The organism is Streptomyces sp. NPDC006012, from assembly GCF_042871185.1.
Taxonomy (GTDB): Bacteria; Actinomycetota; Actinomycetes; order Streptomycetales; family Streptomycetaceae; genus Streptomyces.
Genome location: NZ_JBIAIE010000001.1, coordinates 632628 through 659164, shown reverse-complemented (window position 1 = coordinate 659164; position 26537 = coordinate 632628). Strand labels below are relative to the sequence as shown.

The 26537-nt window shown below is 73.2% G+C and carries 19 protein-coding genes and 1 pseudogene; 14 read left to right on the top strand and 6 right to left on the bottom strand.

The annotated features are described in order from the left end of the window. The first annotated feature begins 111 nt into the window (after positions 1-111). A complete protein-coding gene (locus ACFYPJ_RS02785; protein WP_389009338.1) occupies positions 112-2370 on the top strand; it encodes a molybdopterin oxidoreductase family protein in 2259 nt (752 codons plus the stop codon). On the opposite strand, the gene ACFYPJ_RS02780 is transcribed toward ACFYPJ_RS02785, so the two are convergent. Next, the gene (locus ACFYPJ_RS02780) at positions 2357-2776 is read right to left on the bottom strand and encodes a gamma-glutamylcyclotransferase family protein (protein WP_389009335.1); all 420 of its coding nucleotides are present in this window, start codon (positions 2774-2776) and stop codon (positions 2357-2359) included. The two genes, ACFYPJ_RS02785 and ACFYPJ_RS02780, sit on opposite strands and share 14 nt — an antisense overlap. A gap of 168 nt (positions 2777-2944) precedes the next feature. On the opposite strand from ACFYPJ_RS02780, the gene ACFYPJ_RS02775 reads away from it, so the two are divergent. The 4 genes from ACFYPJ_RS02775 (at position 2945) to ACFYPJ_RS02760 (ending at position 7350) form a co-directional block, all read left to right on the top strand. Beyond that, positions 2945-4588, top strand: coding sequence for a M4 family metallopeptidase (locus ACFYPJ_RS02775; RefSeq protein WP_389009332.1), 1644 nt, complete (start codon positions 2945-2947; stop codon positions 4586-4588). A gap of 98 nt (positions 4589-4686) precedes the next feature. Beyond that, complete coding sequence (locus ACFYPJ_RS02770; protein ID WP_389009330.1) at positions 4687-5595, top strand: aminoglycoside phosphotransferase family protein; 909 nt, start codon at positions 4687-4689, stop codon at positions 5593-5595. A gap of 430 nt (positions 5596-6025) precedes the next feature. Beyond that, positions 6026-6595, top strand: a complete 570-nt coding sequence (locus ACFYPJ_RS02765; RefSeq protein WP_389009327.1) for a hypothetical protein — start codon at positions 6026-6028, stop codon at positions 6593-6595. 137 nt (positions 6596-6732) lie between these two features. After that, complete coding sequence (locus ACFYPJ_RS02760; RefSeq protein WP_389009324.1) at positions 6733-7350, top strand: class F sortase; 618 nt, start codon at positions 6733-6735, stop codon at positions 7348-7350. Between the two features lie 21 nt (positions 7351-7371). Here ACFYPJ_RS02760 and ACFYPJ_RS02755 read toward each other — a convergent pair whose 3' ends face one another. Continuing rightward, positions 7372-8154: a sulfite exporter TauE/SafE family protein gene (locus ACFYPJ_RS02755; RefSeq protein WP_389009322.1), complete on the bottom strand. Its 783-nt coding sequence runs from the start codon at positions 8152-8154 to the stop codon at positions 7372-7374. Between the two features lie 296 nt (positions 8155-8450). Between ACFYPJ_RS02755 and ACFYPJ_RS02750 the strand changes: the two genes are divergently transcribed. The 4 genes from ACFYPJ_RS02750 to ACFYPJ_RS02735 all read left to right on the top strand — a co-directional run bounded on the left by ACFYPJ_RS02750 (position 8451) and on the right by ACFYPJ_RS02735 (position 14178). Next, positions 8451-9683: an NAD(P)/FAD-dependent oxidoreductase gene (locus ACFYPJ_RS02750; RefSeq protein ID WP_389009319.1), complete on the top strand. Its 1233-nt coding sequence runs from the start codon at positions 8451-8453 to the stop codon at positions 9681-9683. A 146-nt stretch (positions 9684-9829) separates the two neighbouring features. Then, positions 9830-12382, top strand: coding sequence for a nitrite reductase large subunit NirB (gene nirB / locus ACFYPJ_RS02745; RefSeq protein ID WP_389010123.1), 2553 nt, complete (start codon positions 9830-9832; stop codon positions 12380-12382). After that, positions 12379-12792: a nitrite reductase small subunit NirD gene (gene nirD / locus ACFYPJ_RS02740; protein ID WP_389009317.1), complete on the top strand. Its 414-nt coding sequence runs from the start codon at positions 12379-12381 to the stop codon at positions 12790-12792. Before nirB ends, nirD begins: the two co-directional genes overlap by 4 nt. Before the next feature lie 228 nt (positions 12793-13020). Further along, on the top strand, positions 13021-14178 hold the full coding sequence (locus ACFYPJ_RS02735; RefSeq protein ID WP_389009314.1) for an alkaline phosphatase PhoX: 1158 nt from the start codon (positions 13021-13023) through the stop codon (positions 14176-14178). Here the strand turns inward: ACFYPJ_RS02735 and ACFYPJ_RS02730 are convergent. Beyond that, positions 14144-14740, bottom strand: coding sequence for a TetR/AcrR family transcriptional regulator (locus tag ACFYPJ_RS02730; protein WP_389009311.1), 597 nt, complete (start codon positions 14738-14740; stop codon positions 14144-14146). The genes ACFYPJ_RS02735 and ACFYPJ_RS02730 overlap by 35 nt on opposite strands. On the opposite strand from ACFYPJ_RS02730, the pseudogene ACFYPJ_RS02725 reads away from it, so the two are divergent. Continuing rightward, positions 14640-14963, top strand: a pseudogene (locus tag ACFYPJ_RS02725) (hypothetical protein); the annotation flags it as partial. The gene ACFYPJ_RS02730 and the pseudogene ACFYPJ_RS02725 overlap by 101 nt on opposite strands. A 289-nt stretch (positions 14964-15252) precedes the next feature. Here ACFYPJ_RS02725 and ppdK read toward each other — a convergent pair. Together ppdK and ACFYPJ_RS02715 are read right to left on the bottom strand one after the other, a co-directional pair. Further along, positions 15253-18000: a pyruvate, phosphate dikinase gene (gene ppdK, locus ACFYPJ_RS02720; RefSeq protein ID WP_389009308.1), complete on the bottom strand. Its 2748-nt coding sequence runs from the start codon at positions 17998-18000 to the stop codon at positions 15253-15255. A gap of 419 nt (positions 18001-18419) precedes the next feature. Continuing rightward, on the bottom strand, positions 18420-19616 hold the full coding sequence (locus ACFYPJ_RS02715; RefSeq protein WP_389009305.1) for an ROK family protein: 1197 nt from the start codon (positions 19614-19616) through the stop codon (positions 18420-18422). A 120-nt stretch (positions 19617-19736) separates the two neighbouring features. Between ACFYPJ_RS02715 and ACFYPJ_RS02710 the strand changes: the two genes are divergently transcribed. Both ACFYPJ_RS02710 and ACFYPJ_RS02705 read left to right on the top strand, forming a co-directional pair. Further along, a complete protein-coding gene (locus tag ACFYPJ_RS02710) occupies positions 19737-21248 on the top strand; it encodes a hypothetical protein (protein WP_389009303.1) in 1512 nt (503 codons plus the stop codon). Then, on the top strand, positions 21248-23185 hold the full coding sequence (locus ACFYPJ_RS02705; RefSeq protein ID WP_389009300.1) for a glycogen debranching N-terminal domain-containing protein: 1938 nt from the start codon (positions 21248-21250) through the stop codon (positions 23183-23185). Before ACFYPJ_RS02710 ends, ACFYPJ_RS02705 begins: the two co-directional genes overlap by 1 nt. 158 nt (positions 23186-23343) lie before the next feature. Here ACFYPJ_RS02705 and dusB read toward each other — a convergent pair whose 3' ends face one another. Further along, a complete protein-coding gene (gene dusB, locus ACFYPJ_RS02700) occupies positions 23344-24498 on the bottom strand; it encodes a tRNA dihydrouridine synthase DusB (RefSeq protein ID WP_389009297.1) in 1155 nt (384 codons plus the stop codon). A gap of 131 nt (positions 24499-24629) precedes the next feature. On the opposite strand from dusB, the gene ACFYPJ_RS02695 reads away from it, so the two are divergent. Both ACFYPJ_RS02695 and ACFYPJ_RS02690 read left to right on the top strand, forming a co-directional pair. Next, a complete protein-coding gene (locus ACFYPJ_RS02695; protein ID WP_389009294.1) occupies positions 24630-26081 on the top strand; it encodes an MFS transporter in 1452 nt (483 codons plus the stop codon). Positions 26082-26276: 195 nt separating this feature from the next. Next, positions 26277-26495 carry a hypothetical protein gene (locus ACFYPJ_RS02690; RefSeq protein ID WP_389009291.1) on the top strand — a complete coding sequence of 73 codons (219 nt, stop codon included), beginning with the start codon at positions 26277-26279 and terminating at the stop codon, positions 26493-26495. The last annotated feature ends 42 nt before the right edge of the window (positions 26496-26537 follow it).

The following is a 26537-nucleotide window of genomic DNA, read 5'->3' as shown; positions in this document are numbered from 1 at the left end:
CCTGGCGACGGCGGCCTCACGGCGGGGTTCGGCGGGCGGGGAGGGTGTCGTCCCGGAGGCGTAACCGGGTGCCCGCACGGGGCGTAACACGCCCGGACCACGCTGAACGGCATGGAGACCGCCCCGACGCCCACCCACTGCCCGTACTGTGCCCTGCAGTGCGGCATGCACCTGACGCCCGGGCCCGGCGGCGTCGAGGTGACCGAGCGCGCGGACTTCCCGGTGAACCGGGGCGCGCTGTGCGGCAAGGGGCGCACCGCCCCGGCGCTGCTCTCCTCCGCGGTCCGGCTGACCTCCCCGCTGGTGCGCTCCGGCAACGCCCTGGTGCCGGCCGGCTGGGACGAGGCGCTGGACCGGGTCGCGGCGGGCCTGGCCGCGGCCCGGACCGGCCACGGCCCCGACGCGTGCGGCGTGTTCGGCGGGGGCGGGCTGACCAACGAGAAGGCGTACGCGCTCGGCAAGTTCGCGCGCGTGGTCCTCGGCACCTCGCAGATCGACTACAACGGCCGTTTCTGCATGTCGTCCGCGGCGGCGGCCGGTGCCCGCGCCTTCGGCCTGGACCGCGGGCTGCCCTTCCCGCTGGCGGACGTCCCGCGCACCGGCTGCCTGATCCTGGTCGGCTCCAACCTCGCCGAGACGATGCCGCCCGCGCTGCGGTACCTCACGGAACTGCGCGAGAACGGCGGCACGCTGATCGTCGTCGACCCGCGCCGCACCCGGACCGCCGAACAGGCCGACCTGCACCTGGCGCCCCGGCCGGGCACCGATCTCGCGCTGGCGCTCGGCCTGCTGCACCTGGTGGTGGCGGAGGGCCGGACGGACGACGCGTACATCCGGGAGCGCACGTCCGGCTGGAGCGAGGCGCGGGCGGCGGCGATGGCGCACTGGCCGGAGCAAGTCGAGCGGATCACCGGGGTGCCGGTCCCGCGACTCCGGGAGGCGGTACGGCTGTTCTGCGCGCCCGAGGCCGCGATGGTGCTCACGGCCCGCGGCCCGGAACAGCAGTCCAAGGGCACCGACACGGTGGGCGCCTGGATCAACCTGTGCCTGGCGACCGGCCGGGCGGGCCGGCCGCTGTCCGGGTACGGCTGCCTGACCGGGCAGGGCAACGGGCAGGGCGGGCGCGAACACGGCCAGAAGGCCGACCAGTTGCCCGGCTACCGCAAGCTGACGGATCCGGCCGCGCGGCGGCACGTGGCCGGGGTGTGGGGCGTGGACCCGGACACACTGCCGGGACCGGGCCGCAGCGCGTACGAACTCCTCGACACCCTCGGCACGGACGTCCGCGCGCTGCTGCTGATGGGGTCCAACCCGGTGGTGTCGGCACCGCGCGCGGCCCACGTCGAGGACCGGCTGCGGTCGCTGGACTTCCTGGCGGTGGCGGACGTGGTCCTCTCGGAGACGGCGGCGCTCGCGGACGTCGTGCTGCCGGTGACCCAGTGGGCCGAGGAGACGGGTACGACGACCAGCCTGGAGGGGCGTGTCCTGCTGCGGCGGCGCGCGCTCGACCCGCCCGCCGGAGTGCGCAGCGACCTGGCGGTGCTGCACGGGCTCGCCGCCCGGCTCGGCGTGGAGAAGGGCTTCCCGGCGGACCCCGAGGAGGTCTTCGAGGAACTCCGCCGAGCGAGCGCGGGCGGCCCGGCGGACTACTCGGGCATCACCTACCGCCGGCTGTCCGAGGAGAACGGGGTGTTCTGGCCGTGCCCGGCCGCCCCGGCCCACGCCGATCCGGCCACCCTCGGCCCGGCCCCCGCGGATTTGGCCACCCTCGCCTCACCCCACGCCGATCCGGCCGCCCTCGCCCCGCCCGGCACCGATCCAGCCACCCCCACCCCACCCCACACGCAAGCCACCCCCGCACCCACCCCGCCCCGCGCACCGGAGGCGACCCATCCGGGTACTCCCCGGCTCTTTCTCGACCGATTCGCCACCGAGGACGGGCGGGCCCGGTTCGTGCCCGTGACGCACCGGCCGGCCGCGGAGGAACCGGACGCCGAGTACCCCGTGCTGCTGACCACCGGGCGGGTCGTGGCCCAGTACCAGTCGGGCGCCCAGACCCGGCGGGTGGCCGAATTGAACGCCGCCGCGCCGGGCCCGTTCGTCGAACTGCACCCGCGGCTCGCGGCACGGCTCGGGGCGGCCGAGGGCGATCCGGTGGCGGTGGTGTCCCGGCGCGGACGCGCGGTGGCCCCCGCGCGGATCACCACCGCGATCCGCCCGGACACGGTGTTCATGCCGTTCCACTGGCCCGGCGCGGGCCGCGCGAACACGGTGACCAACCCGGCGCTCGATCCGGTCTCGCGCATGCCGGAGTTCAAGGTCTGCGCGGTACGCCTGGAGCGTGCCGCGCCGGACGTCACCCCCGGTTGAGCCAGTCGCCGGCGGCGATGCGGGCGCCCGAGGTCCGCAGCCGGGCGGCGACCGGGGGTGCGGCCAGGTAGACCCAGGCGCGGACGGCGGGGCCGTCGGCGCGGCGGACGTCCCGGGCGACGCGTTCGTAGCGGCTGCGCGGGTCGCCCGGCACGTACTCCTCCAACCGGTCGAGTTCGGTGAGGAGTCGGCCGTAGACCGTGGGCAGCGGGGTGATCAGGTCGCCGTGCACGACTCCGGTCCGCTCCGCGACGGCGTACGGATAGCCGGGGCCGTCGTACAGGACCGCACCCGTGAGCCGGGCGGGTTCCGTCGCGTGGGTGCGGCCGCGCAGATACCGGGCGTGGTGGGGTTCGCCGGGACGGAGGGTGCCGTAGACGAAGAACGGCAGCGGCGGAGAGGTCACAGCACCGATTCTCCCTCTGTGCCGCCCCGGCCACAGCTCCCGCAGGCGGCGTGGGACATGGTTCCGGCGCACGGACGCACTCTGGACACCGATTGTCATGCCCCCTTAAATCTCAGGGGACGTCAGTGTCATCCCCACGCCGCACAGGGCGCCTCCCCAAGGAGACCGATGAGTCGGACACGGCACTTCCGAGGATCCCGCCTCGCCACGGCAGCTCTGGCCGCCACCACCGCCACCCTGCTGGCCGCCACGCTCTCCCCCACCGCGCACGCCGTCGACAGACCGAGCCGCGCCACCGCCGTCGAGAACGCGGCGACGGCCCTCGTCCGGCACGCCACGGGCCTGGGCCTCACCGCGCCCCAGGACACCCAGGTCCGGGACGTCATCGTCGACAAGGACGGCAGCCAGCACGTCCGCTACGACCGCACCTACCGCGAACTCCCCGTGCTGGGCGGCGACTTCGTGCTCCACCTGGCCCCCGACGGCGGCTACCGCGGCGCCGACCGCGCGACCCGCCGCGAGATATCCGTCCCCACCGTCACCCCGAAGCTGTCCGCGCCCAGGGCCGCCGACCTCGCGATGAACGCCCTGCGCGCCGCCAACCTCGGAGAACGGCTGAAAAAGGCCACCGCCAAACCGGAACTGGTCGTCGACGCAACGCACGGCGCCCCCACCCTCGCCTGGCGCACCGACGCCGCGGCTCTGGACTCGCTCGGCAACCCGGTCGCCCGCACGGTGCTCACCGACGCCCGGACCGGCGCGCAGATCGACGCCTGGGACAGCATCGAGACGGCCACCGGCGACGGCCGGTCCCTCTACAGCGGGACGGTGCCGCTGGAGACGACCGTCTCCGGCTCGACGTACCAGCTCAAGGACCCCACCCGCGGCAACACGTACACGGGCGACGCCGAGAACAAGACCGACGTGTGCATCTTCGGCATCTGCTTCAGCCGCGCCCCCGCCACCCTCTTCACGGACGCGGACAACCACTGGGGCACGGGCACGACCGCCGACCGCGCCACAGCCGCGGTGGACGCGCAGTACGGCACCAACGAGACCTGGGACTACTACAAGAACGTCCACGGCCGCAACGGCATCGCGGGCGACGGCCGGGGCTCCTACAACCGGGTCCACTACGGCACCGACTACAACAACGCCTTCTGGGACGGCAGTTGCTTCTGCATGACGTACGGCGACGGTGACGGCACCACCTTCGGGCCGCTGGTGGCACTGGACGTCGCGGGCCACGAGATGACCCACGGGGTGACGGGCTCGACGGCGGCGCTGAACTACACGGGCGAGTCGGGCGGCCTCAACGAGGCGACCTCCGACATCCTCGGCTCGCTGGTGGAGTGGTACGCGGGCAACGCCGACGACCTGGGCGACTACCTGATCGGCGAGGAGATCGTCCGTCCCGGCTTCGGCAAGGCCGCGCTCCGTTTCATGGACCAGCCCTCCAAGGACGGCAGTTCGGCCGACTACTGGAGCAGTTCGGTCGGCAACCTGGACGTCCACTACTCCTCGGGCGTCGCCAACCACTTCGCGTACCTGCTCGCGGAGGGCAGCGGCCCCAAGACCGTCAACGGGGTCAGCTACAACTCCCCCACCTCCAACGGCACCACGGTCACCGGCATCGGCCGGGACAAGCTCGGCAAGATCTGGTACCGGGCGCTGACGGTCTACATGACGTCCACGACCAACTACGCGGGCGCGCGGGCGGCGACGCTGAACGCGGCAGCCGGCCTGTACGGCGCCGGGAGCACGGAGTACAACGCGGTGGCGGCGGCCTGGAGCGCGGTCAACGTGAACTGAGGGGAATGACTGAGGGGAATTCCGTGGCACGTCGGGGCCCGGCGCGGCTACGCTCCGGGCCCCGGCTGCCGCCACCGCCCACCCCGACACGGAGACCCATGCCCGGCGCGAAGATGCACGACGACGAACTCGACGTCGACGGCCCGCTCGTACGCCGGCTGATCGCCGGGCAGTTCCCCGAGTGGGCGGGGCTGCCCGTCACCGCGGTCCCGTCCGCCGGTACGGACCACGTCATGTTCCGGCTGGGCGACGACATGGCCGTACGGCTGCCGCGCCGGCCCGGGTCGGCCGGACAGGTGGCCAAGGAGCAGCGCTGGCTGCCCCGGCTCGCACCGGACCTCCCGCTGGCGGTCCCGGTACCGCTCGGGCTGGGCGCTCCGGCCCCGGGGTACGACCATCCGTGGTCGGTGCTGCGCTGGCTGGCGGGCCGCGACGCCCACACCGCCCCGTTCGCCGAACTCGGCTCCACGGCAGTGGAGTTGGGCCGTTTCGTGGCCGCGCTCCGGAAGACCGACGCCACCGGCGGTCCGGTGTCCTGGCGGGGCGGTCCGGTCGCGGCGAACGACCGGCACGTCCGCGCGGCCATCCGCGACCTGGGCGCGGCGGGCACGGTGGACCCGGCCGCCGCGACGGCGCTGTGGGAGGAGGTCGTACGGCTCCCCCAGTGGGACGGCGACCCCGTGTGGCTGCACGGCGACCTGCTGCCGGGGAACCTGCTGACCGAGGCGGGCCGGCTCACCGCGGTGATCGACTTCGGCGGGCTCGGCGTCGGAGATCCGGCGGCCGACACCCTGGCCGCGTGGGCGCTCCTCACCGCCTCCACCCGCGACCTGTTCCGCGAGGCGTCCGGCACCGACGCCACGACCTGGGCACGCGGGCGCGGCTGGGCGCTGTGCTTCGGCCTGATGGCGGAGCACTACTACCGGCGGACGAACCCGGTCCTGGCAGCGGTGGCCCGCCGCACGACGGCCGAGGCCCTGGCGGACCACGCCGCCGACGGGGCCTGAGGTCAGCCATGCCGCCGGCCGTGCCTGAGGTCTGATTCCGGTGGGCTCCTCGCACGCCGCCGACAGGGTCAGAAGGCCGGCCCCGGCGGACTTCTCCCACGCCACCCACATGGCCTGAGGCCCGGTCCCGACGGGCCCCTCCCCCGGGTCCGTGCGGCTGCCCCTGAGGGTGTGTCACCCGTTCACACGCCGTGCGCGGGCCGTTCGTGTGCACTTCCAACATGACCCCTCGCACGTCCATGACCTGCCGGAACGTCGATCCGGGCGCGGACTCGCGCCGTCCGCGCGACACCCGTTCACCGCAGTTCTGACGGACTGTCAGAGAGCGGCGTCGGCCGCGCGGGCTTTACCTCGGTAGGGCAGGGGCGCGACCTCCGCTGCGGCACAGGGGGTGCCGCGGGTCGCGGCCTCCGGAACGCGAGGGAGCACGATGCGAAGCACCGCCCGCATGCTGACCGGTACCGCGCTCGCCGTCGCGGCAGCGGGTCTCGCCACCGCGCCCGCCCACGGCGGTGACGCCGCCGTGGCGGCGCACCCGCGCAGCGCCCCGGGCGCCGGAACGGCGACCGCCGCTCTGGAGGTGTACCCGTCCACCGCGATCCCGGGCGGACAGATCACGGTGAACACCACGGCGTGCGGTGAGAAGGGCACGGCGGCGGGCGACGCCTCCGCGGTCGGCGCCGGCGCCTTCACCCTGGCGCCGAGCACGCACGAGGGCAACGCGATCGGCCAGTTCCGGGTGCCGCCGAGCGCACAGCCGGGGACGTACGAGATCGTCGCCCGATGTGCCGAGGGTGACCGGCGGGTCACGGGCGATCTGATGGTGACGCTGGCCGCGGCGCACGCGCAGGCTCAGCCGCACGGCAGTGTGAAGACGGGGGTCGGCGGCGCGCTCGGCTCCGACCCCGTGCAGACCGCGGCGGGCGTGGCGGCTCTGGCCGTCGCCGCCGCGGGCGGTACCTGGCTCCTGCATCGCCGGGCGAGAGGCGACGGGATCTGACGGACACCCTCCGCTGTCCGTCTGCCGGTACCGCCATTCCCCGCCCCCTCCGGGTCCGACGCCCCTCGCGGCCCGGAGGGGGTACGGGGTTCCGATCCCGGAGGTCCGGGTGATTCCGGGAGGTTCGGGAGGTTCGTATGCGCAGGATCGGGGACACCGCGATAGCCGCGGTCACCGTGGTCGCCCTGGGCTCCGGCGTGTGGCTGCTCGGCACCGCCCATCTGTCCGCGCCGCCGCAGCCCGCCGCCGCGGAGGGCGTCCCGGACCCGGGCGAGGAGCGCCTGACGGCGCCCGCGCTGCCGCCGTCCCCGCCCACCCGGATCCGGATCCCGTCGATCCGCGTCGACGCCCCCATGACCGGCCTCGGTCTGACCCCGGCCGGCAGCCTCGACGTGCCGCCGGCCCGCAACAAGAACCTGGCCGGCTGGTACGAGGCCGGCACCGCACCCGGTGAGACGGGCACCGCGATCGTCGCCGGGCACGTCGACAACTCCGAGGGTCCGGCCGTCTTCTACGACCTCGGCGCGCTGAAGCGGGGCGCCACCGTCGAACTGGACCGGCGGGACGGCAGCGTCGCGGTGTTCACCGTGGACGCGGTCGAGGTCTACCAGGCGCAGGACTTCCCCGACGAGAAGGTGTACGGCGCCGCGCGCCGCCCCGAGCTACGGGTGATCACCTGCGGCGGGGGTTACTCCAAGGCCACCGGATACCGGGGGAACGTGGTCGTCTTCGCGCATCTGACGGGCAGCCGGTAGCGGACGGCCGGGCGCCGGCCGCTACCCGATCCACTGCTCGTAGGCCAGATTCGCGACCAGCGCGAACACGACGGTGAGCAGCACGATCCGGACGAAGCCGCTGCCCTTCTTCAGCGCGGTGCGCGCGCCCAGGGTGCCGCCCACGAGGTTGAACACGGCCATCAGGGCGGCGAGCCGCCACAGGACGGTGCCCTGCCAGGCGAACATGGCGAGCGCCCCCGCGTTGGTGCAGCAGTTGACGATCTTGGCGGTGCCGGAGGCGGTGACCAGGTCGAGGCGGAGCACGGCGGTGAGGGCGAGGACGAGGAAGGTACCGGTGCCGGGCCCGACGAGGCCGTCGTAGAAGCCGATGCCCAGGCCCGCGAGGCCGATGGCCGCCAGGATCCGGCGGCGGCCGGCGGGACCGGCCGCCGGGGCCGCGCCGAAGGCGGGGCGCAGGATCACGAAGGCGGCGACGGCGAGCAGCACCACCATGATCACCGGCTTGAGGACGTCGGTGCTCATCCCGGCCGCGAAGAACGCCCCGGCCGAGGAGCCGGCGAGCGCGGCGAGCCCGATGCGGACGGCGTTGCGCACGTCGACGGGTGCCCGGCGGGCGTACGTCACCGCCGCGCCCGTCGTGCCGACGATGGCGACCGCCTTGTTGGTGCCGAGCGCGTACGCGGCCGGGGTGTGCGCGGGCAGGCCGAGCAGCAGCGCCGGCAGGAGCAGCAGCCCGCCGCCGCCCACCACGGCGTCGATCCAGCCGGCCGCGAGGGCGGCGAGGCAGAGCAGGACGACGACGGGCAGCGCTATGTCGGGCATGATCGCGACCCTACGGAGCGATCGGCTGCATGGGCCACCCTTCCTGAGGTACTTCTGAGCTTGACCGGACCGGTCCCACGGTCCCCTGGGCTTCGCCCATCCGGCCCGCCGATCCCGTAGCCCCGTAGACGCATGGCCCCGTAGCCCCGTAGATGCATGGCCCCGTAACCCCGTAGACCCAGGCCCGGTAGACCCGTGTCCCTCACAGCTGCCGCAGCTTCCCGCTGAGGGCAGCGTTCCGCCCGGGAAACAGTCGTGATGCGGCCGGGTAACGTCGGCGCCGCACGCTGCGAGGCATGACCTCGGACACGCGTGTGGTGGTGATCGGCACCGGCCTCGCGGGCGAACGGCTCGCCCGGCGGCTCGCCGAGCTGGGCACGTCCGCGCTGCTCGTCGGCGAGGAGGAGCACCACCCGTACAACCGGGTGCTGCTCGCGGAGGTGCTGGCCGGCCGCTACGCCCCCGAGGTGATCGCCCTCCCGGCGCCCGCGCACCTGGTGCGCGCCCGGGTCACCGGCATCGACCGCGCCGCGCGCCGGGTGCGCTGCGCGGACGGCTCGGAGATCGCCTACGGCACCCTCGTCCTGGCCACCGGCTCCAACCCGGTCCTGCCGCCGCTGCGCGGCCTGTTCGGGACGGACGGAGCGGGACTTCCCGAGGGCGTGCACGCGTTTCGCACCATGGACGACTGCCTGGGCCTGGCCGGGGCGGTACGGCCGGGCGTGCGGGCGGTCGTCGTCGGCGGCGGACTGCTCGGCGTGTCGGCGGCGCGGGCGCTGGCCGCGCGCGGCGCCCGGGTGGTCCTCGCCCAGCAGGCCGAACGGCTCATGGAGCGCCAGCTCGACCCGGACGCCTCGCGCCTCCTGCTGCGGCATCTGGCGGACCTGGGCGTCGAGGTGCACACCGAGTGCCGGGTGCGGGACGTGCGCTGCGCGGACGGCGCGGTCCGCTCGGTCGAGCTGGCCGACGGATACACCCTGGACACCGATCTCGTGGTCGTCGCCTGCGGGGTCCGCCCGCGGGTGGGGCTCGCCGCGGACGCGGGTCTCGCCGTCCGCGCGGGCGTCCTCGTCGACGACGAGCTGCGCACGTCCGACCCGTACATCCACGCCATCGGCGACTGCGCCCAGCACGCCGGCACGGTGTACGGCCTGGCGGCCCCGGCCCTCGAACAGGCCGACGTGCTGGCCGAACTGCTGGCGGGGCGGGCCGGCGCCCGCTACACCGGCACCCGTTCGCTGACCCGGCTCACCCTGGCCGGCCCCGGCTCACCCTTCGGCCTCGCCCCCTTCGACCTCGCCGCCTTCGGCGAGGCCGAACCGCGACCCGGCGACGACGTGGTCCGCCTCACCGACGCCACCCGCGGCACCTACCGCAAGGTCGTCGTCCGCGACGACCGCCTGGTCGGCGGGGTCCTGGTCGGCGAACTCGGCACCGTCGGCGCGCTCGCCCGCGCCTGGGAGGGAGCGGAGCCGCTCCCGGACGACGGCCCGCTGCTGCACCTGCTCACCAACGACGGAGGCTCCTGATGTCCACGACCGCACCCGCAGGGGACCGGCCCGGACCCGTCGGGGCCATCCCCCGACCCGACGGCGACCAGCCCCAGCCCGAGGGGAACCGCCCCCGCCCCGATGAGGTCCGCCCCCGCCGCACGATCGTGCTCGTCGGCCACGGCATGGTCGGCCAGCGCTTCCTCGAAGCGCTCGCCGAGCGCGGCCTGACCGCCACGCACCGGGTGGTCGTGCTGTGCGAGGAGCCGCGTCCGGCCTACGACCGGGTCCAGCTCACCTCGTACTTCTCGGGGCGGACGCCCGAGGACCTGTCCCTGACCGACCCGGGGTTCCTCGCGGACCACGGCATCGAGCTGCACGTGGGCGACCCGGCTCAGGCCGTCGACCGCGAGGCCCGCGAGGTCACGGCCCGTTCCGGGCTGACCGTCGGCTACGACGTGCTCGTCCTGGCCACCGGCTCCTTCCCCTTCGTCCCGCCCGTGCCGGGCAACGACGCCGAGGGCTGCTTCGTCTACCGCACGATCGAGGACCTGCTCGCGATCGAGGAGTACGCGAAGTCCCGGGCAACGACCGGCGCGGTGGTCGGCGGCGGGCTGCTCGGCCTGGAGGCCGCGGGCGCGCTGAAGGGCCTGGGCCTTGACGCCCACATCGTGGAGTTCGCGCCGCGGCTGATGCCCGTGCAGGTCGACGACGGCGGCGGCGCCGCGCTCCTGCGCACCATCGAGGAGATGGGGCTCGCCGTGCACACCGGTGTGGGCACACAGGAGGTGGTCGTCGGCGCGGACGGCGCGGTCAGCGGCATGAAGCTGTCCGACGGCCGCGAACTCGCCACGGACCTGGTGGTGTTCAGCGCCGGTGTCCGCCCCCGCGACCAGCTCGCCCGCGCCTGCGGTCTGGCGGTCGGCGAGCGCGGCGGCATCAGCGTCGACGAGCGGTGCCGTACGGTCACCGACCCGCGGGTGTTCGCGATCGGCGAGTGCGCGCAGGCGGTCGACGGCCGGGTGTACGGCCTGGTCGCGCCCGGTTACGAGCAGGCGGAGACCGCCGCGGCGGCCATCGCCGGGGACGAGGCGGGGCGGTCCGGGTTCACCGGCGCCGACCTGTCGGCCAAGCTGAAGCTGCTCGGGGTGGACGTGGCGTCCTTCGGCGACGCGCACGGCACGGCCGCGGACTGCCTGGACGTCGTCTACGCCGACTCCCGGGCCGGGCTGTACAAGAAGCTGGTCGTCGGCCGCGACGGCACGCTGCTCGGCGGGATCCTGGTGGGCGACGCGGAGGCGTACGGCACACTGCGCGCGCTGACCGGCTCGGTCCCGCCGGTACCGCCCGAGCGGCTGGTCCTGCCGGCGGACGCGGGGGGCCCGGCGGCGCTCGGGCCGTCCGCGCTGCCCGACGAGGCGGTGATCTGCTCGTGCCACAACGTCACCAAGGGCGCGATCCGCGACGCGGTGACCGGGCACGCCTGCACCTCCGTGCCGGAGGTGAAGAAGTGCACCAGGGCGGGTACCGGCTGCGGCAGTTGCGTCAAGGTGCTGGGCCAGCTGGTCTCCGCGGAACTGGAGGCGTCCGGCGTCGAGGTGGACAAGGGCCTGTGCGGCTGCTTCGGCCAGACCCGCGAGGAGCTGTACGAGATCGTCCGTGCCCTGCGCGTCACGTCGTACCGGGACCTGCTCGACCGGTACGGCCGTGCGGCGGCCCGGGGCGGCGACGGCTGCGAGGTCTGCAAACCGGCGGTGGCCTCGGTGATCGCCTCCCTCGCGCCGTCCATCGGGGCGGACGGCCATGTCCTGGACGGCGAGCAGGCCGCGCTCCAGGACACCAACGACCACTTCCTGGCCAACCTCCAGAAGAACGGTTCGTACTCCGTCGTACCGCGCGTACCCGGCGGCGAGATCGCCCCGGAGAAGCTGATCGTGCTCGGCGAGATCGCCCGCGACTTCGGCCTCTACACCAAGATCACCGGCGGTCAGCGGATCGACATGTTCGGCGCCCGGGTGGAACAGCTCCCGCTGATCTGGGCCCGGCTGGTGGACGCGGGCTTCGAGTCGGGGCACGCGTACGGCAAGGCGCTGCGCACGGTGAAGTCCTGTGTGGGGCAGACCTGGTGCCGGTACGGCGTCCAGGACTCGGTGCGCATGGCGATCGACCTGGAGCTGCGCTACCGGGGCCTCAGGTCCCCGCACAAGCTCAAGTCGGCGGTCTCCGGCTGTGCCCGCGAGTGCGCGGAGGCCCGGTCGAAGGACTTCGGGATCATCGCGACGGCGAACGGCTGGAACCTGTACGTCGGCGGCAACGGCGGAGCCACCCCGCGCCACGCGGACCTGCTCGCGCAGGACCTGGACGACGCCGAACTGGTCCGGCTGATCGACCGGTTCCTGATGTTCTACATCCGCACCGCGGACCGCCTGGAGCGCACGAGCGCCTGGCTGGAGCGGATCCCGGGCGGCCTGGACCACGTACGGGACGTGGTGGTGCACGACTCGCTGGGCATCTGCGCGGAGCTGGAGGAGCTGATGTCGGCCCATGTCGCCCACTACCGCGACGAGTGGGCCGAGACCCTCGACGACCCGGAGAAGCTGGCCCGGTTCGTGTCGTTCGTGAACGCACCCGAAGCCCCCGACCCGATGGTGGGCTTCGTCCCCGAACGCGACCAGATCAAGCCGGACCTGCCCCTGCTGACACTCGGCCCGCGCCCCCTGGAAGGAAGCACCCGATGACCCTGGCACCGGAGACGAGTGACGTCACCGCCGGGACCACAGATCCGACCGCCGGGACGACGAACCCGGCCGTCGGAACTACGAATCCGACCGTCGAGTTGCGGTGCGGCGTGGACTGGCTGGCCGTCTGCGACCTGGCGCGGCTGGTCCCCGGCCGCGGCGTGGCGGCGCTGCTGCCCGACGGCCGGCAGGCGGCCGTCTTCCGCGACCGCGCGGGCCGGCTGCACGCCGTCGACAACCGCGATCCGTTCACCGGCGCCGCGGTCCTCTCCCGCGGTCTGACCGGCACTCACCAGGGCCGCCCGTTCGTCGCCTCCCCGCTGCTGAAGCAGCGTTTCTGCCTGGAGTCGGGCCAGTGCCTGGACGACCCGGCGGTCCGGGTGGCGACGTACGAGGTCCGGACCCGATAGGGACCCGGACCCGATAGGGACCGACCCGAAACCGGTGGACCGACCCGGAACCGGCAGGGATCACCCGCCACCAGGGCACCCGGACCGCCAGACGGACAGAACGCTTCCGTTAAGTCATGTGCACGACATATCCACGGCGTATCCATCCAGGACGCCTAGGGTCCGTTTCCGCACGACCCCGCCGCCCGCCCGGCGGCGACGCGGTCACGACTACCCCTTGGAGCAGGCGTGGAACGTCGTACCTTCCTGCGTGCAGCCGCTCTCGGCGGCTCCTCCGCCGTGTTCGGCGGAACCCTGTGGCGCGGTGCCGCCTACGCCGCGCCCGCACAGCCCGGCGCGGGCCCCTACGGACCGCTCGGCGCCGCTGACGCGAACGGCATCCGGCTGCCGAGCGGCTTCACCAGCCGGGTGCTCGCCCGTTCCCGGCAGACGGTGCCCGGCACCTCGTACACCTGGCACGACGCCCCCGACGGCGGGGCCTGCTACGCCGACGGCAGCGGCTGGATCTACGTCTCCAACTCCGAGATCAGCCCCTCCGGCGGCGCGAGCGCACTGAAGTTCTCGGCGGCCGGTACGGTCACCGGCGCCTACCGTGTCCTGTCCGGCACCCGGTCCAACTGCGCGGGCGGCAAGACGCCGTGGAACACCTGGCTGTCCTGCGAGGAGGTGGACCGCGGCTATGTGTACGAGACCGACCCCTGGGGCGTGAAGGCGGCGGTCCGCCGGGACGCGATGGGCCGTTTCAAGCACGAGGCCGCGGCGGCGGACCCAGTCCGGGGGGTGATCTACCTCACGGAGGACGTCACCGACGGCTGCTTCTACCGCTTCCGGCCCGCCACTTGGGGCGACCTGTCAGCCGGCACCCTGGAGGTGCTGGTCGGGGGCACGGCCACCAGCGGCCCGGTCAGCTGGGCGCGGGTCCCCGACCCGACGGGCGCGACGGCCACCCGCAACCAGGTCGCGGGCGCCAAGCGGTTCAACGGCGGCGAGGGCTGCCACTACGCGGACGGCACCTGCTGGTTCACCACCAAGGGCGACAACCGCGTCTGGCAGTACGACGCCGCGGCCCAGACCATCGAACTCGCCTACGACGACTCCCTGGTGACGGGCGGCAACGCCCCGCTGACCGGCGTCGACAACGTCACGGGCGCCGCATCCGGCGATCTGTTCGTGGCGGAGGACGGCGGCAACATGGAGATCTGCGTGATCACCCCGGACGACGTCGTCGCGCCCTTCCTGCGCATCGACGGCCAGTCGGGCTCGGAGATCACGGGTCCGGCGTTCTCACCCGACGGCACCCGGATGTACTTCTCCAGCCAGCGGGGCACCAGCGGCCAGTCGTCCGGCGGCATCACCTACGAGGTGACGGGACCGTTCCGCTCGTAGCCTCCGCCCGGGACCGTCCCGGACAGTCCCGCCGCGCCGTCCCCGGCGCCGCCGCCATCGGCTCACCCGCCGTGGCGGTCGGCGCCGGACCGGCCCTGGACCCGGCTGTGGTCGAGTTGCCGGTGACCGACCCTCGCGGCCGCGCGGCGTCACCGGTAGATCCGGTCATCTTCTGCGCCCGGGCGGCGACCGTCCCGGCCGGCCCCCTGATCATTGCTGACGCCACCGGTCGTCGGAGTACGTCGCCGAGCGGGTCAGCGGATCCCGGAAGGCGGTCCACGTCGCGGCCGTTGTCCAAGGTGGATGCGCCCTCAGTCCGCGCGGCACCCACGCGTGAGCGAATCGCCTCGTCGCCTTGTGTCAGGTAGGCGACGACGAGGTCGTCCTTGCTGGGGAAGTGCCGGTACAGCGTCGCCCGAGTGACCTCGGCCGTGGCGATGATGCGGTCGATCCCGACGGAGTCGCTGAGCCTGCTCACCGCGATCGGGCTGGCCGTCGCCGTCGGCTCCGGGATCCCGGACGCCCTGCGGGTGTGGGGAGGCTGGGCGATCACCGCAGGCATCGTCCAGTTGATCGTCGCGATCCAGCGGTACCGGCTCGGCGGTCAGTGGGCGATGATCCTCAGCGGCGGAATCTCCGTCCTCGCCGGCTCCAGCTTCATCGCGATGGCTTCAGGCGCGAAGGCGTCGCTGGTCAGCCTCAGTGGGTACGCCGCGCTCGGCGGCATCTTCTTCCTGATCTCGGCGATCCGCCTGCACCGCAACGCGGCGAGGGCGAATCGGTGACCCACCCGACCCGAGAACCGGGCCGACCTCACCTCGGCGGCACCTGTGCGGTGAACGCCCCGCAGGCCGGGCGGCACATCGGCACCCTCGTCGTCCACGCCTGCGCCTGAGCCGTTCGCCGCCCCGTATGCGGCTCCGTCGGCCACCGCCTCCGGTTCGGCAGAACGCGTCTGTCCCGCGCCAAGGGGCGGCATCCCCGCACAGGATGCCGCCCCTTCTTTTGCGCACCGGAGCCGGTGCCGGGCCGGTGAGGGTCGGGGTGACCCGGGGGCTCCGGAGACAGGTGACGTCAGCGGTGGTCGCTGCCCGTCGACCGGGTGGCCGCGCGGCCCGCCTCCAGGCGGGCCACCGGGATGCGGAACGGGGAGCAGGAGACGTAGTCCAGGCCCACTTCGTGGAAGAAGTGCACCGAGTCGGGGTCGCCGCCGTGCTCGCCGCAGACGCCGAGTTTCAGGCCGGGGCGGGTGGCGCGGCCGGCCCGGGCCGCGTCGGCCACCAGCTTGCCGACGCCCTCCTGGTCGATGGTCTCGAACGGGCTGACGCCGAAGATGCCCTTCTCCAGGTAGGCCGTGAAGAAGGACGCCTCGACGTCGTCGCGGCTGAAGCCCCACACCGTCTGGGTGAGGTCGTTGGTGCCGAAGGAGAAGAACTCGGCCGCCTCGGCGATCTGGTCCGCGGTCAGCGCGGCCCGCGGCAGTTCGATCATGGTGCCGATCGCCGGCTTCAAGTCGGTGCCGGTCGCCTCCCGGACCTCGGCGATGACCTGGTCGGCCTCCTCGCGGACGATCTCCAGTTCCTGGACGGTGCCGACGAGCGGAATCATGATCTCGGCGCGCGGGTCGCCCTTGGCCGTCCGGCGCTCGGCCGCCGCCTCGGCGATCGCCCTGACCTGCATGGCGAACAGGCCGGGGATGACCAGCCCGAGACGGACGCCGCGCAGGCCGAGCATCGGGTTCTGCTCGTGCAGCCGGTGGACCGCCTGGAGCAGCCGCAGTTCGTTCTCGTGCGGCTCCTGCCGGGACTCCGCCAGCGCCACGCGCACCGACAGTTCGGTGATGTCGGGCAGGAACTCGTGCAGCGGCGGGTCGAGCAGCCGGACGGTCACCGGCAGCCCGTCCATCGCCTCGAACAGCTCGACGAAGTCCTGCTTCTGGAGCGGCAGGAGCTGCTTCAGCGACTCCTCGCGCTCGGCCTCCGTGTCGGCCAGGATCAGCCGCTCCACCAGTTCGCGCCGGTCGCCGAGGAACATGTGCTCGGTGCGGCACAGGCCGATGCCCTGGGCGCCGAAGCGCCGGGCCCGCAGCGCGTCCTCGGTGTTGTCGGCGTTGGCGCGCACCCGCAGCCGGCGCTTGCGGTCGGCGAACGCCATGATCCGGTGCACCGCCTCGACCAGTTCGTCGGCGTCGTCGGCGCCCGCGTGCATCCGGCCCTCGAAGTACTCGACCACCGGGGACGGCACCACCGGGACCTCGCCGAGGTACACCTTGCCCGTCGAGCCGTCGATGGAGAGCAGGTCGCCCTCCTCGACGACGTGCCCGCCCGGCACCGTCATCCGGCGCCGCTTGGTGTCGACCTCCAGCTCCTCCGCGCCGCAGACGCAGGTCTTGCCCATGCCGCGGGCGACCACGGCCGCGTGCGAGGTCTTGCCGCCGCGGGAGGTCAGGATGCCCTCGGCCGCGATCATGCCGTCCAGGTCGTCGGGGTTGGTCTCGCGGCGCACCAGGATGACCTTCTCGCCCGAGCGCGACCACTTGACGGCGGTGTACGAGTCGAAGACCGCCTTGCCGACCGCGGCGCCGGGCGAGGCGGCGATGCCCCGGCCGATCTGCTCGGCCTTGGCGTGCTCGTCGAACCGCGGGAACATCAGCTGCGCGAGCTGGGCCCCGGTGACCCGTTGCAGCGCCTCGGTCTCGTCGATCAGGCCCTGGTCCACCAGCTGGGTGGCGATCCGGAAGGCGGCGCCCGCGGTGCGCTTGCCGACCCGGGTCTGCAGCATCCACAGCTGGCCGCGCTCGATGGTGAACTCGATGTCGCAGAGGTCCTTGTAGTGGTTCTCCAGGGTCTCCATGATCTGCATGAGCTGGTCGTACGACTTCTTGTCGATCGACTCCAGCTCCGCGAGCGGGACCGTGTTGCGGATGCCCGCGACCACGTCCTCGCCCTGCGCGTTCTGCAGGTAGTCGCCGTAGACGCCCTGGTGGCCGCTGGCCGGGTCGCGGGTGAAGGCGACGCCGGTGCCGGAGTGGGGGCCGAGGTTGCCGAAGACCATCGAGCAGATGTTGACGGCGGTGCCGAGGTCGTGCGGGATGCGTTCCTGGCGGCGGTAGAGCCTGGCCCGGTCGCCGTTCCAGGACTCGAAGACCGCCTTGACGGCGAGGTCCATCTGTTCGCGCGGGTCCTGCGGGAAGTCCCGGCCCGCCTCGGCCTTGACGATCTTCTTGAACCGGGTGACCAGTTTCTTCAGGTCGGCGGCGTCCAGTTCGGTGTCGACCGTGACCTTCTTGGTCTCCTTGGCCTTGTCGAGGGCTTCCTCGAAGTGGTCGCCGTCGATGCCGAGGACGGTCTTGCCGAACATCTGGATGAGCCGGCGGTAGGAGTCCCAGGCGAAGCGTTCGTCGCCGGCCTGTTTCGCCAGGCCCTGCACGGACTTGTCGGAGAGGCCGATGTTCAGGACGGTGTCCATCATGCCGGGCATCGAGAACTTCGCCCCGGAGCGGACCGACACGAGGAGGGGGTCGGCGGCCTGTCCGAGCTTCTTGCCCATGGTCGCTTCGAGGGCTTCGAGGTGCGCACCGACCTCGTCACGCAGTGCCACCGGCTCCTCGCCACTTCCGAGGTAGACCTTGCACGCCTCGGTGGTGATGGTGAAGCCGGGGGGCACCGGCAGGCCCAGGTTGGTCATCTCCGCGAGGTTCGCACCCTTACCGCCGAGAAGGTCCCTGAGGTCCTTGTTGCCTTCGGTGAAGTCGTAGACGAACTTCACGCCCTCAACACTCTTGGTCGACGCGGGTACGTGAGGATCTTTTTTTTCCGACACGGGTCTCGACTCCTTGAGGCCGTGATGGCTGCCCTGACGGCGAGGAACATACCCAGATCGAAGGCGTCTGGGTACGTCCACTCGCGGGTCGCATGCCCGTAACCAGCCGTCCGCCGCTGGATCGAAAGTCAAGGATGGGTATGCACTGGCCAGCCGACGTTTTCACTTCTTGAACGAACCAGGGCCCGTTGACCCCCACCGACTGCTCAGATGAGCGACTTCCGGCACGCTTGATTTTTCTCGGTGAACAATCAAGGGGTGGCACCGAGTGCCACCCCTTGGAGAAGTGCAGTCATCCATGATCCGCTCATCTGAGCACAACCCTTATCAAGGGTGGCGAGAATCACGCTGCCACAGCCCGCCGGATTTCACCATGCGGACGACTCTCCGGAACCCGGCCCGGGGCGCGGGCGCCCGCGTCACACGCCCATCGCCAGCAGGCGTTCCTCCACCCGCTCCGGCGCGTACAGGTACTCCACGACCAGCGCACCGGCGCCGACCAGACCGGCCCGCTCGCCCAGCCGCGAGGTGACGACGTCCAGGTGGGCGGTGGAGCGGGGCAGCGCCCGCTGGTAGAGCAGTTCCCGTACGCCGGTCAGAAACGGCGTGCCCGCCAGGTCCCCGGCGATCATCAGGACCCCGGGATTGAGCAGCGTGACGACGGTCGCCAGCACGTCTCCGACCCGGCGGCCCGCCTCCCGGGCCAGCGCGGCCGCCTCCGGATGCCCGGCGGCCAGCAGTTCGCGCACATCCGAGCCGGAGGCCGCGCGGACCCCGGCCTCGGTCAGCCGCCGGGCCACGGCACCGCCGCTGGCGACGGCCGCCAGGCAGCCGTACGAGCCGCAGCGGCACAGCGCGTCCGCGCCCACCCGGATGTGCCCGATGTCCCCGGCGCCGCCGTCGATGCCGCGGTAGATCGAACCGCCCACCACGACCCCGGCGCCGATCCCGGTCGACACCTTGACCAGGACGAAGGCCGAGCAGTCCGGGTGTCCGGTGCGCTGTTCGCCGTACGCCATGAGGTTCGCGTCGTTGTCCACGAGCACCGGCACCGCGGGCCTCCCGGTGTGCTCGGTGAACGCACGGGAGAGCCGGCCCCTGATGTCGTAGCCGTCCCAGCCGGGCATGATCGGCGGCTGCACCACCCGGCCGGTCACCCGGTCCACCGGCCCCGGCACGGCGATCCCTATGCCGCACACCTCCGTCGCCCGGTGCCCGGTCGTCGCCAGCAGTTCGGCGAACCAGCGGCCGAGTTCGCCGAGGACCGCCTCGGGGCCGTCCTCGATGACCAGCGCGCCCGAGCGTTCGGCGAGGAGGCCGCCGGTGAGGGTGAGGAGGGCCGCGCGGCCGTGCCGGGTGTCCAGGTCGGCGGCGAGCACCACCGCGTGCGAGCCGTCGAACTCCAGGGTGATCGAGGGCCGCCCGCCGAGCGGCGAGCCGACCGGGCCGCCGGCCCCCTCGCGCAGCCAGCCCGCGCGGAACAGCCGGTCGAGGCGGTGCCCGACGGTGGCCCGGGACAGGCCGGTGGCCTGCTGGAGGGCGCCGCGCGTGGTCGCCCGCCCACTGCGCACGAGTTCGAGCAGATCTCCGGCGCTGGCCTGGCCGCGTCCCGTCATACGCACCCCCTTGTGTTTCTTCAGCTTGCATTACATATTGGGTTTTGCGTGTTAAGTAGACGTAACCCTAAGGTACCTACAGCCGAACCAGGTCGGCCGGACGTCTTCGGGGAGCCCCGAGTGGATCGCACTGCCCAGCTCACTGCCCACCGCACGGCACACCAGGCGCAGCACACGGCCCCGTACCAGGCCGTATACGATCCGCCGCCGACGACGCACGACACACCGCCCCCGGCCGGGTCGTTGCAGGTCAGGGCGGCACGCGTGCTGGAGGACAACTGGACGGGAACGTCCACGGTGCCCTCGCCCGCCCTGTATCCGCACCAGTGGTCCTGGGACTCGGCGTTCATCGCGATCGGCCTGCGGCACGTCTCGCCGTTACGGGCCCAGACGGAGCTGGAGACACTGCTGACCGCCCAGTGGGCGGACGGACGCGTTCCGCACATCGTCTTCAACCCCTCCGTACCGCTCGACGCCTACTTCCCGAGCCCCGACTTCTGGCGCTCCTCGACCGCGGGGCGCACCGCGGGCGCCCCGCGCACCGTACAGACCTCCGGCATCGTGCAGCCACCGGTGCACGCGCTGGCGGCCTGGCTGGTGCACCGCGCCGACCCGGGCCTCTCGCGGGCGCGCGGCTTCCTGGCCCGGGTCTATCCGCGCCTCGCCGCCTGGCACCGCTATCTGCTGCACCGGCGGGACCTGGGCGGCGGCGGCCTCGCGTCCGTCGTCCACCCCTGGGAGCAGGGCATGGACAACAGCCCCTGCTGGGACGCCCCGCTCGCCCGGGTCAGGCCCGCCCCGGCCCGCTCCTTCCGCCGCGCCGACCTCGACCACGGCGCGGCCGAGGACCGGCCGACGGACCTGGACTACGGGCGCTACGTGCGGCTGGCGGCCGACTACCGCGACGGCTCCTACGCCGACGGGCAGGGCCGGTTCGCGGTCGAGGACCCGGCGTTCAACGCCCTGCTCATCGCCTCGGAACACGCGCTGGCCCGGATCGCCTGCGAGCTGGGCGCGGCCGGCACGGCACGGCACGCACGCGCGCAGCGGCTGACCACGGCCCTGGTCGAACGGCTGTGGGACCCGGCGCGGGGCATGTTCTTCTGCCGGGACCTGCACGGAGCGGGGCTGATCCCGCAGCGCAGCGTCAGCGGACTGGTCCCGCTCCTGCTTCCCGGCCTGCCGCCGGACATCGCGGCGGCCCTCGTACGCACCCTCGGCGGCCCGCACTTCGGGCTCGGCACGGTCACCCGGCTGGTACCGAGCTACGACCTGCTCGGCGAGGCATTCGATCCGCACCGCTACTGGCGCGGCCCGGCCTGGTTCAACACCGGCTGGCTGGTGGAGCGCGGGCTGCGGGCGCACGGCGAGCCGGTCCGGGCCGACGCGCTGCGGGAGGCGCTGGTGAGCACGGCCGACGAGAGCGGGTTCGCCGAGTACGTCGACCCGTACACCGGCGCGGCCTGCGGCGCCCTCGGCTTCAGCTGGACGGCCGCGCTCACGCTCGACCTGCTCCACACACCCCCGACGTCCCGGCCGCGGCCGGTCATGGAGGAGTCCCGTCCCGGGCAGGGTGTGTCCCCCACGCGCACCGGCACGTTCGACAGGAGTGACAAGGGAGGGGACCGGTGATGACGGACCGGCAGCACCTGCTCGTGCACGGTACGACGTTCGCCGCCGTCGGTGACGGCGGCGACATCAGCGGAGTACGGGGCGGCGCCTCGCCGGACGGGTTGTTCGTCCGGGACGCGCGGCACCTCAGCCGCTGGCAGCTCACCCTCGACGGGGCGGTGCCGGAGGCACTGGCCCCGGTCGCGGACGGGGACGGGGCGCGCTGCGTACTCGTCCCGCGCGGCGGCCGGCAGGAGCCGCCCGCGCACACCCTCTTCCGGGAACAGGCCGTCGGCGACAGCTCGTTCGTGGAATCGCTCCAGGTCACCAGCAACCGCCCGGTGCCCACCACGGTGCGGCTGGCGATCACCGCCGACGCCGACTTCACCGACCAGTTCGAGCTGCGCGCCGACCACCGCACGTACCACAAGGGCGGCGCGGTGCGCTCCCGGCAGGTTCTCGACGACGGTGTGGAGTTCGCCTACCGGCGCGGCGAGTGGCGGTCCTGTACGACCATCACGGCGGAGCCGGCCCCGGACGGCGTCGAGGAGACCGGCACCGGCGCCCGCCGCCTGGTGTGGACTCTGGACCTCGAACCGCACGGCACGACGGACCTGGTGCTGCGGGTGATGGCCCGGCCGCACGGCGAGAAGCGCGCACTGCGCGTCCCGCGCTCCCCGGCGGCCCTGAACGAGCAACTCCTCGCATTGGAGGGGGAGTTCGTGGCAGGCGTGGCCTTCCCGACGGGCCGGCCGCAGCTGGCGGCGGCGTGTGCCCGGGGGCTCGCCGACCTCGCCGCGCTCCAGGTGCCGGCCCGGGGACCGGACGGCGAGGAGTTACGGGTACCGGCGGGGGGCGCCCCCTGGTTCCTGACGCTGCTCGGCCGGGACGCCCTGCTGACCGCCCTGTTCGCCCTCCCCTACCGGCCCCGGCTGGCCGCCGCCACGCTCCCCGCGCTCGCCGCCACCCAGGCGACGGGGAACGGCGCGGGCCCGGTGGCCCAGCCCGGCAAGATCGTGCACGAGGTGCGGCACGGCGAGCTGGCCCACTTCGGGCAGGTGCCGTTCGCCCGCTACTACGGCGCGGTGGACGCGACGCCGCTGTTCCTCGTCCTGCTCGGCGCCTACGTCGAGCAGACCGGCGACACGGCCATGGCCGCCCGGCTGGAGCCGTACGCGCGGGCGGCGATCGGCTGGATGCTGGACCACGGTGGGCTGACCTCGCGCGGCTACCTGGTCTACCGCGCCGACCGGGGCGGACTCGCCAACCAGAACTGGAAGGACTCCCCCGGCGCCATCTGCTCGGCCGACGGCACCCGCCCGAGCGGTCCGGTGATGGCGGCGGGCGCCCAGGGGTACGCGTACGACGCGCTGTGCCGTACCGCGTGGATCGCCCGCACGGTGTGGCGGGACGAGACGTACGCGGCCCTGCTCCACGAGGCGGCGGCCGACCTGCGCGACCGCTTCCAGCGGGACTTCTGGATGCCGGAGCGCTCCTTCCCGGCCCTCGCGCTGGACGGCGAGGGCCGGCAACTGGACGCGCTGGCCTCGGACGCCGGGCACCTGCTCTGGTCCGGGCTGCTGGACAAGGAGTACGGCGAACTGGTGGGCCGCCGGCTCCTGGAACCGGACTTCTTCTCCGGCTGGGGCGTCCGCACCCTGGCCGCCGGCCAGCCCGCCTACCATCCGCTCTCCTACCACCGCGGATCGGTCTGGCCGCACGACAACGCCCTGATCGCCCTGGGCCTGGCCCGCTACGGCCTGCACGACGAGGCCCGCGCGGTCGCCCAGGGCCTGCTCGACGCGGCCTCGGCGACCGGGCACCGGCTGCCGGAAGTACTCGCGGGCTACGGCCGCAACAGCCACCCGGAACCGGTGCCCTGTCCGCACGCGTGCGTACGGGAATCACGGTCGGCAGCGGCGCCGTTGGCGCTGCTGACGGCGGTGGGTGGGGTGTAGGGGGAGGTTCGGTCGGGGCGTGGCGGGAGGTCCGGTGGGGGCGCCCGGTGTCTGCCGAGACCGGTGGGCGGGCGTGCGTGTGAGCCGGTGAACGGGCGCGGGCAACGAGCCGTACGGGATGGTGGCGGGCGGCCGGGAGACCGCCCGCCCCGAGGGCGTCAGCCGCCCGAGGTGTCCAGTTCCGCGTCCTCGGAGAGGCCCGCGCAGTCGTACGGGTCGTTCAGCCAGCCGTCCGGGAGCACCACCCGGTTGTTGCCGGACGTACGGCCGCGGGGTCCGTCGGCGCCGGCGGGCCAGGGCTGGTCAAGGTCCAGTTCGTCCAGGCCGGAGCGGAGTTCGGCGAGGGACGAAGTGATCGCCAGGCGCCCCCGCATCTCCGAGCCGACCGCGAAGCCCTTCAGGTACCAGGCGACGTGCTTGCGGAAGTCGATCACGCCCCGCGCCTCGTCGCCCAGCCACTCGCCGAGCAGGTACGCGTGCCGGACCATGATGTCGGCGACCTCGCGCAGGGACGGCCGCACCTTGTCCTGCGGGCGCCCCTCGAAGCCGGCCACCAGGTCCGCGAACAGCCACGGCCGGCCGAGGCAGCCGCGCCCCACGACCACCCCGTCGCAGCCGGTCTCGCGCACCATCCGCAGCGCGTCCTCGGCCGACCAGACGTCGCCGTTGCCGAACACCGGGATCTCCGGCACATGCTCCTTGAGCCGGGCGATGGCCGCCCAGTCCGCCGTGCCGCCGTAGTGCTGGGCGGCGGTGCGGCCGTGCAGCGCGATGGACGTCACGCCCTCCTCGACCGCGATCCGCCCGGCGTCGAGGTAGGTGAGGTGGTCGTCGTCGATGCCCTTGCGCATCTTCATCGTGACCGGCAGCGCGCCCGCGCCGGCGACGGCCTCACGCAGGATCGCCCGCAGCAGGTTGCGCTTGTACGGGAGGGCCGAGCCGCCGCCCTTGCGGGTCACCTTGGGCACCGGGCAGCCGAAGTTCAGGTCGATGTGGTCGGCCAGGTCCTCCTCCGCGATCATGCGGACGGCCTTGCCGACGGTGGCCGGGTCCACGCCGTACAGCTGGATGGAGCGCGGCTGCTCGGCCGCGTCGAAGCGGATCAACTGCATGGTCTTCTCATTGCGCTCGACCAGCGCCCGGCTCGTGATCATCTCACTCACGAACAGGCCCTTGCCGCCGCTGAACTCCCGGCACAGGGTGCGGAACGGCGCGTTGGTGATCCCGGCCATGGGGGCGAGCACGACGGGCGGCTGCACGGTGTGCGGGCCGATACGGAGCGGGGACTCGGAGAGGGTCGACGGCGTGGGCATTGCCCCATTGTCCCGTACTCCGCCGAATGCTCCCCACGACCTGTGGACAACCCGGGAACGGGGGGTTTCCGCAAGATCATGCATCACTCATTAGTTAGACGCACTATTAGTTTCGACGTACGATGGAGCCCATGTCCCAGCTGAGCCCGCGCCGACGTTCGCTGATCCTCGCGATCTGCTGCATGAGTCTGCTGATCGTGAGTCTGGACAACACGATCCTGAACGTCGCCCTGCCGTCGATGCAGCGCGAACTGCACGCCACCACCTCGGGGCTGCAGTGGACCATCGACGCGTACACGCTGGTCCTCGCCTCGCTGCTGATGCTCGCCGGCTCCACCGCCGACCGGATCGGCCGCAAACGGGTCTTCAAGACGGGGCTGGTGCTGTTCACCGCGGGCTCGCTGCTCTGCTCCCTCGCACCGAACCTGGAGTCGCTGATCGCCTTCCGCATGATCCAGGCGGTCGGTGGCTCGATGCTCAACCCGGTCGCCATGTCGATCATCACCAACACCTTCACCGACCCGCGCGAGCGCGCCCGGGCCATCGGCGCCTGGGGAGCGGTGGTCGGCATATCCATGGCCGCCGGCCCCCTGGTCGGCGGCCTGCTGGTGGACTCCGTCGGCTGGCGCTCGATCTTCTGGGTCAACATCCCGGTCGGCGTCGCCGCCCTGCTGCTCACCCTGCGCTACGTGCCCGAGTCCCGCGCCCCCAGGCCCCGCCGCCCGGACCCGGTCGGCCAGCTGCTGGTGATCGCGCTGTTCGGCTCGCTGACGTACGCCATCATCGAGGCGCCGAACTCGGGCGCCGCCACCGTGCTGCCCTTCGCCGCGGTCGCCGTGATCGCCCTGGCGGCGCTCCTGCGGTACGAGCCTCGCCGCCCGGAACCCCTCATCGACCTGCGCTTCTTCAAGTCGGCACCGTTCAGCGGGGCCACCGTGATCGCGATCAGCGCCTTCGCCGCGCTGGGCGGCTTCCTGTTCCTGTCGACCCTGTACCTGCAGAGCGTGCGCGGCCTCGACGCACTGCACGCCGGGCTGTGGATGCTGCCCATGGCGGCGCCCACGTTCCTGTGCGCGCCGCTCTCCGGGCGGCTGGTCGGCAGCCGGGGGCCGCGGCTGCCGCTGCTGATCGCGGGCGTCTCGATGACCGCGGCCGGCGTGCTGTTCGCCGCGTTCCACGCGGAGACCTCGGACGTCACCAGGTTCGTCGGCTTCGTCCTGTTCGGCATCGGCTTCGGCTTCGTGAACGCGCCGATCACCAACACCGCGGTGTCCGGCATGCCACGGGCCCAGGCGGGCGTCGCGGCGGCCGTCGCCTCCACCAGCCGGCAGCTCGGGCAGACACTGGGGGTCGCGGTGATCGGGGCCGTACTGGCGGCCGGTATCGGCACGTCGGCGTTCGGGACGGCCTTCGACGCGGCCGCACGGCCGGGCTGGTGGATCCTCACGGTGTGCGGGGCGCTGGTGCTCGTCCTGGGCGCGCTGACCAGTGGCCGCTGGGCCCGCGGGACCGCCCGGCGGACGGCCGAGCGGCTGGAGTCGGCCGAGGTGCTGGAGGCGGTGGGCGCACCCGGGCGCTCCTAGGGGGCCGGCGCGCTCCTCCCTGCCGCAGGACACAGCTTGGCCAACTCGCTGTGAAAGGTTTCCTGTTGAGGTCCGTCTTCCTGCACACTCCTTGCTGCACCATCACCATCCGCGGCACCATCCGCTGCGATGTCCGCCGTGATATCCGCTGTGATATCCGGACAGCACTCCCCCTGGACGGACGCTGGAGGCGTCATGCCACAGAGCAACACGAGCAAGGTGAGCCGCCGGGACCAGCTCGGCGGCGAGCATGTGGTCAGGGTGCGGGGGGCGGGGGCGCAGCGCGTGATCAGGTGTGACACCTGCGCGTGGCAGCAGCGGGCGCAGTTCCTGCCGTGGCTGAAGGCGGCGGAGCATCTGGCGGAGGTGCACGGGGCGAGGGTGGATCCGGAGGAGTCCGCGCCGTCGCGGTGACGGGCCAGTCCCTGGGGTCGGGGGGCGACGCGGCGTAGGGGC

Coding starts and splice junctions, on each gene's coding strand:
- nirB (WP_389010123.1), top strand. CDS start 9,830: ATGGTCGGCCAGCGCTTCCTCGAAGCGCTCGCCGAGCGCGGCCTGACC.
- nirD (WP_389009317.1), top strand. CDS start 12,379: ATGACCCTGGCACCGGAGACGAGTGACGTCACCGCCGGGACCACAGAT.
- dusB (WP_389009297.1), bottom strand. CDS start 24,498: ATGCCCACGCCGTCGACCCTCTCCGAGTCCCCGCTCCGTATCGGCCCG.
- ACFYPJ_RS02705 (WP_389009300.1), top strand. CDS start 21,248: ATGACGGACCGGCAGCACCTGCTCGTGCACGGTACGACGTTCGCCGCC.
- ACFYPJ_RS02750 (WP_389009319.1), top strand. CDS start 8,451: ATGACCTCGGACACGCGTGTGGTGGTGATCGGCACCGGCCTCGCGGGC.
- ACFYPJ_RS02785 (WP_389009338.1), top strand. CDS start 112: ATGGAGACCGCCCCGACGCCCACCCACTGCCCGTACTGTGCCCTGCAG.
- ACFYPJ_RS02690 (WP_389009291.1), top strand. CDS start 26,277: ATGCCACAGAGCAACACGAGCAAGGTGAGCCGCCGGGACCAGCTCGGC.
- ACFYPJ_RS02695 (WP_389009294.1), top strand. CDS start 24,630: ATGTCCCAGCTGAGCCCGCGCCGACGTTCGCTGATCCTCGCGATCTGC.
- ACFYPJ_RS02760 (WP_389009324.1), top strand. CDS start 6,733: ATGCGCAGGATCGGGGACACCGCGATAGCCGCGGTCACCGTGGTCGCC.
- ACFYPJ_RS02775 (WP_389009332.1), top strand. CDS start 2,945: ATGAGTCGGACACGGCACTTCCGAGGATCCCGCCTCGCCACGGCAGCT.
- ACFYPJ_RS02730 (WP_389009311.1), bottom strand. CDS start 14,740: ATGCCTGCGGTGATCGCCCAGCCTCCCCACACCCGCAGGGCGTCCGGG.
- ACFYPJ_RS02765 (WP_389009327.1), top strand. CDS start 6,026: ATGCGAAGCACCGCCCGCATGCTGACCGGTACCGCGCTCGCCGTCGCG.
- ACFYPJ_RS02715 (WP_389009305.1), bottom strand. CDS start 19,616: ATGACGGGACGCGGCCAGGCCAGCGCCGGAGATCTGCTCGAACTCGTG.
- ACFYPJ_RS02755 (WP_389009322.1), bottom strand. CDS start 8,154: ATGCCCGACATAGCGCTGCCCGTCGTCGTCCTGCTCTGCCTCGCCGCC.
- ACFYPJ_RS02770 (WP_389009330.1), top strand. CDS start 4,687: ATGCCCGGCGCGAAGATGCACGACGACGAACTCGACGTCGACGGCCCG.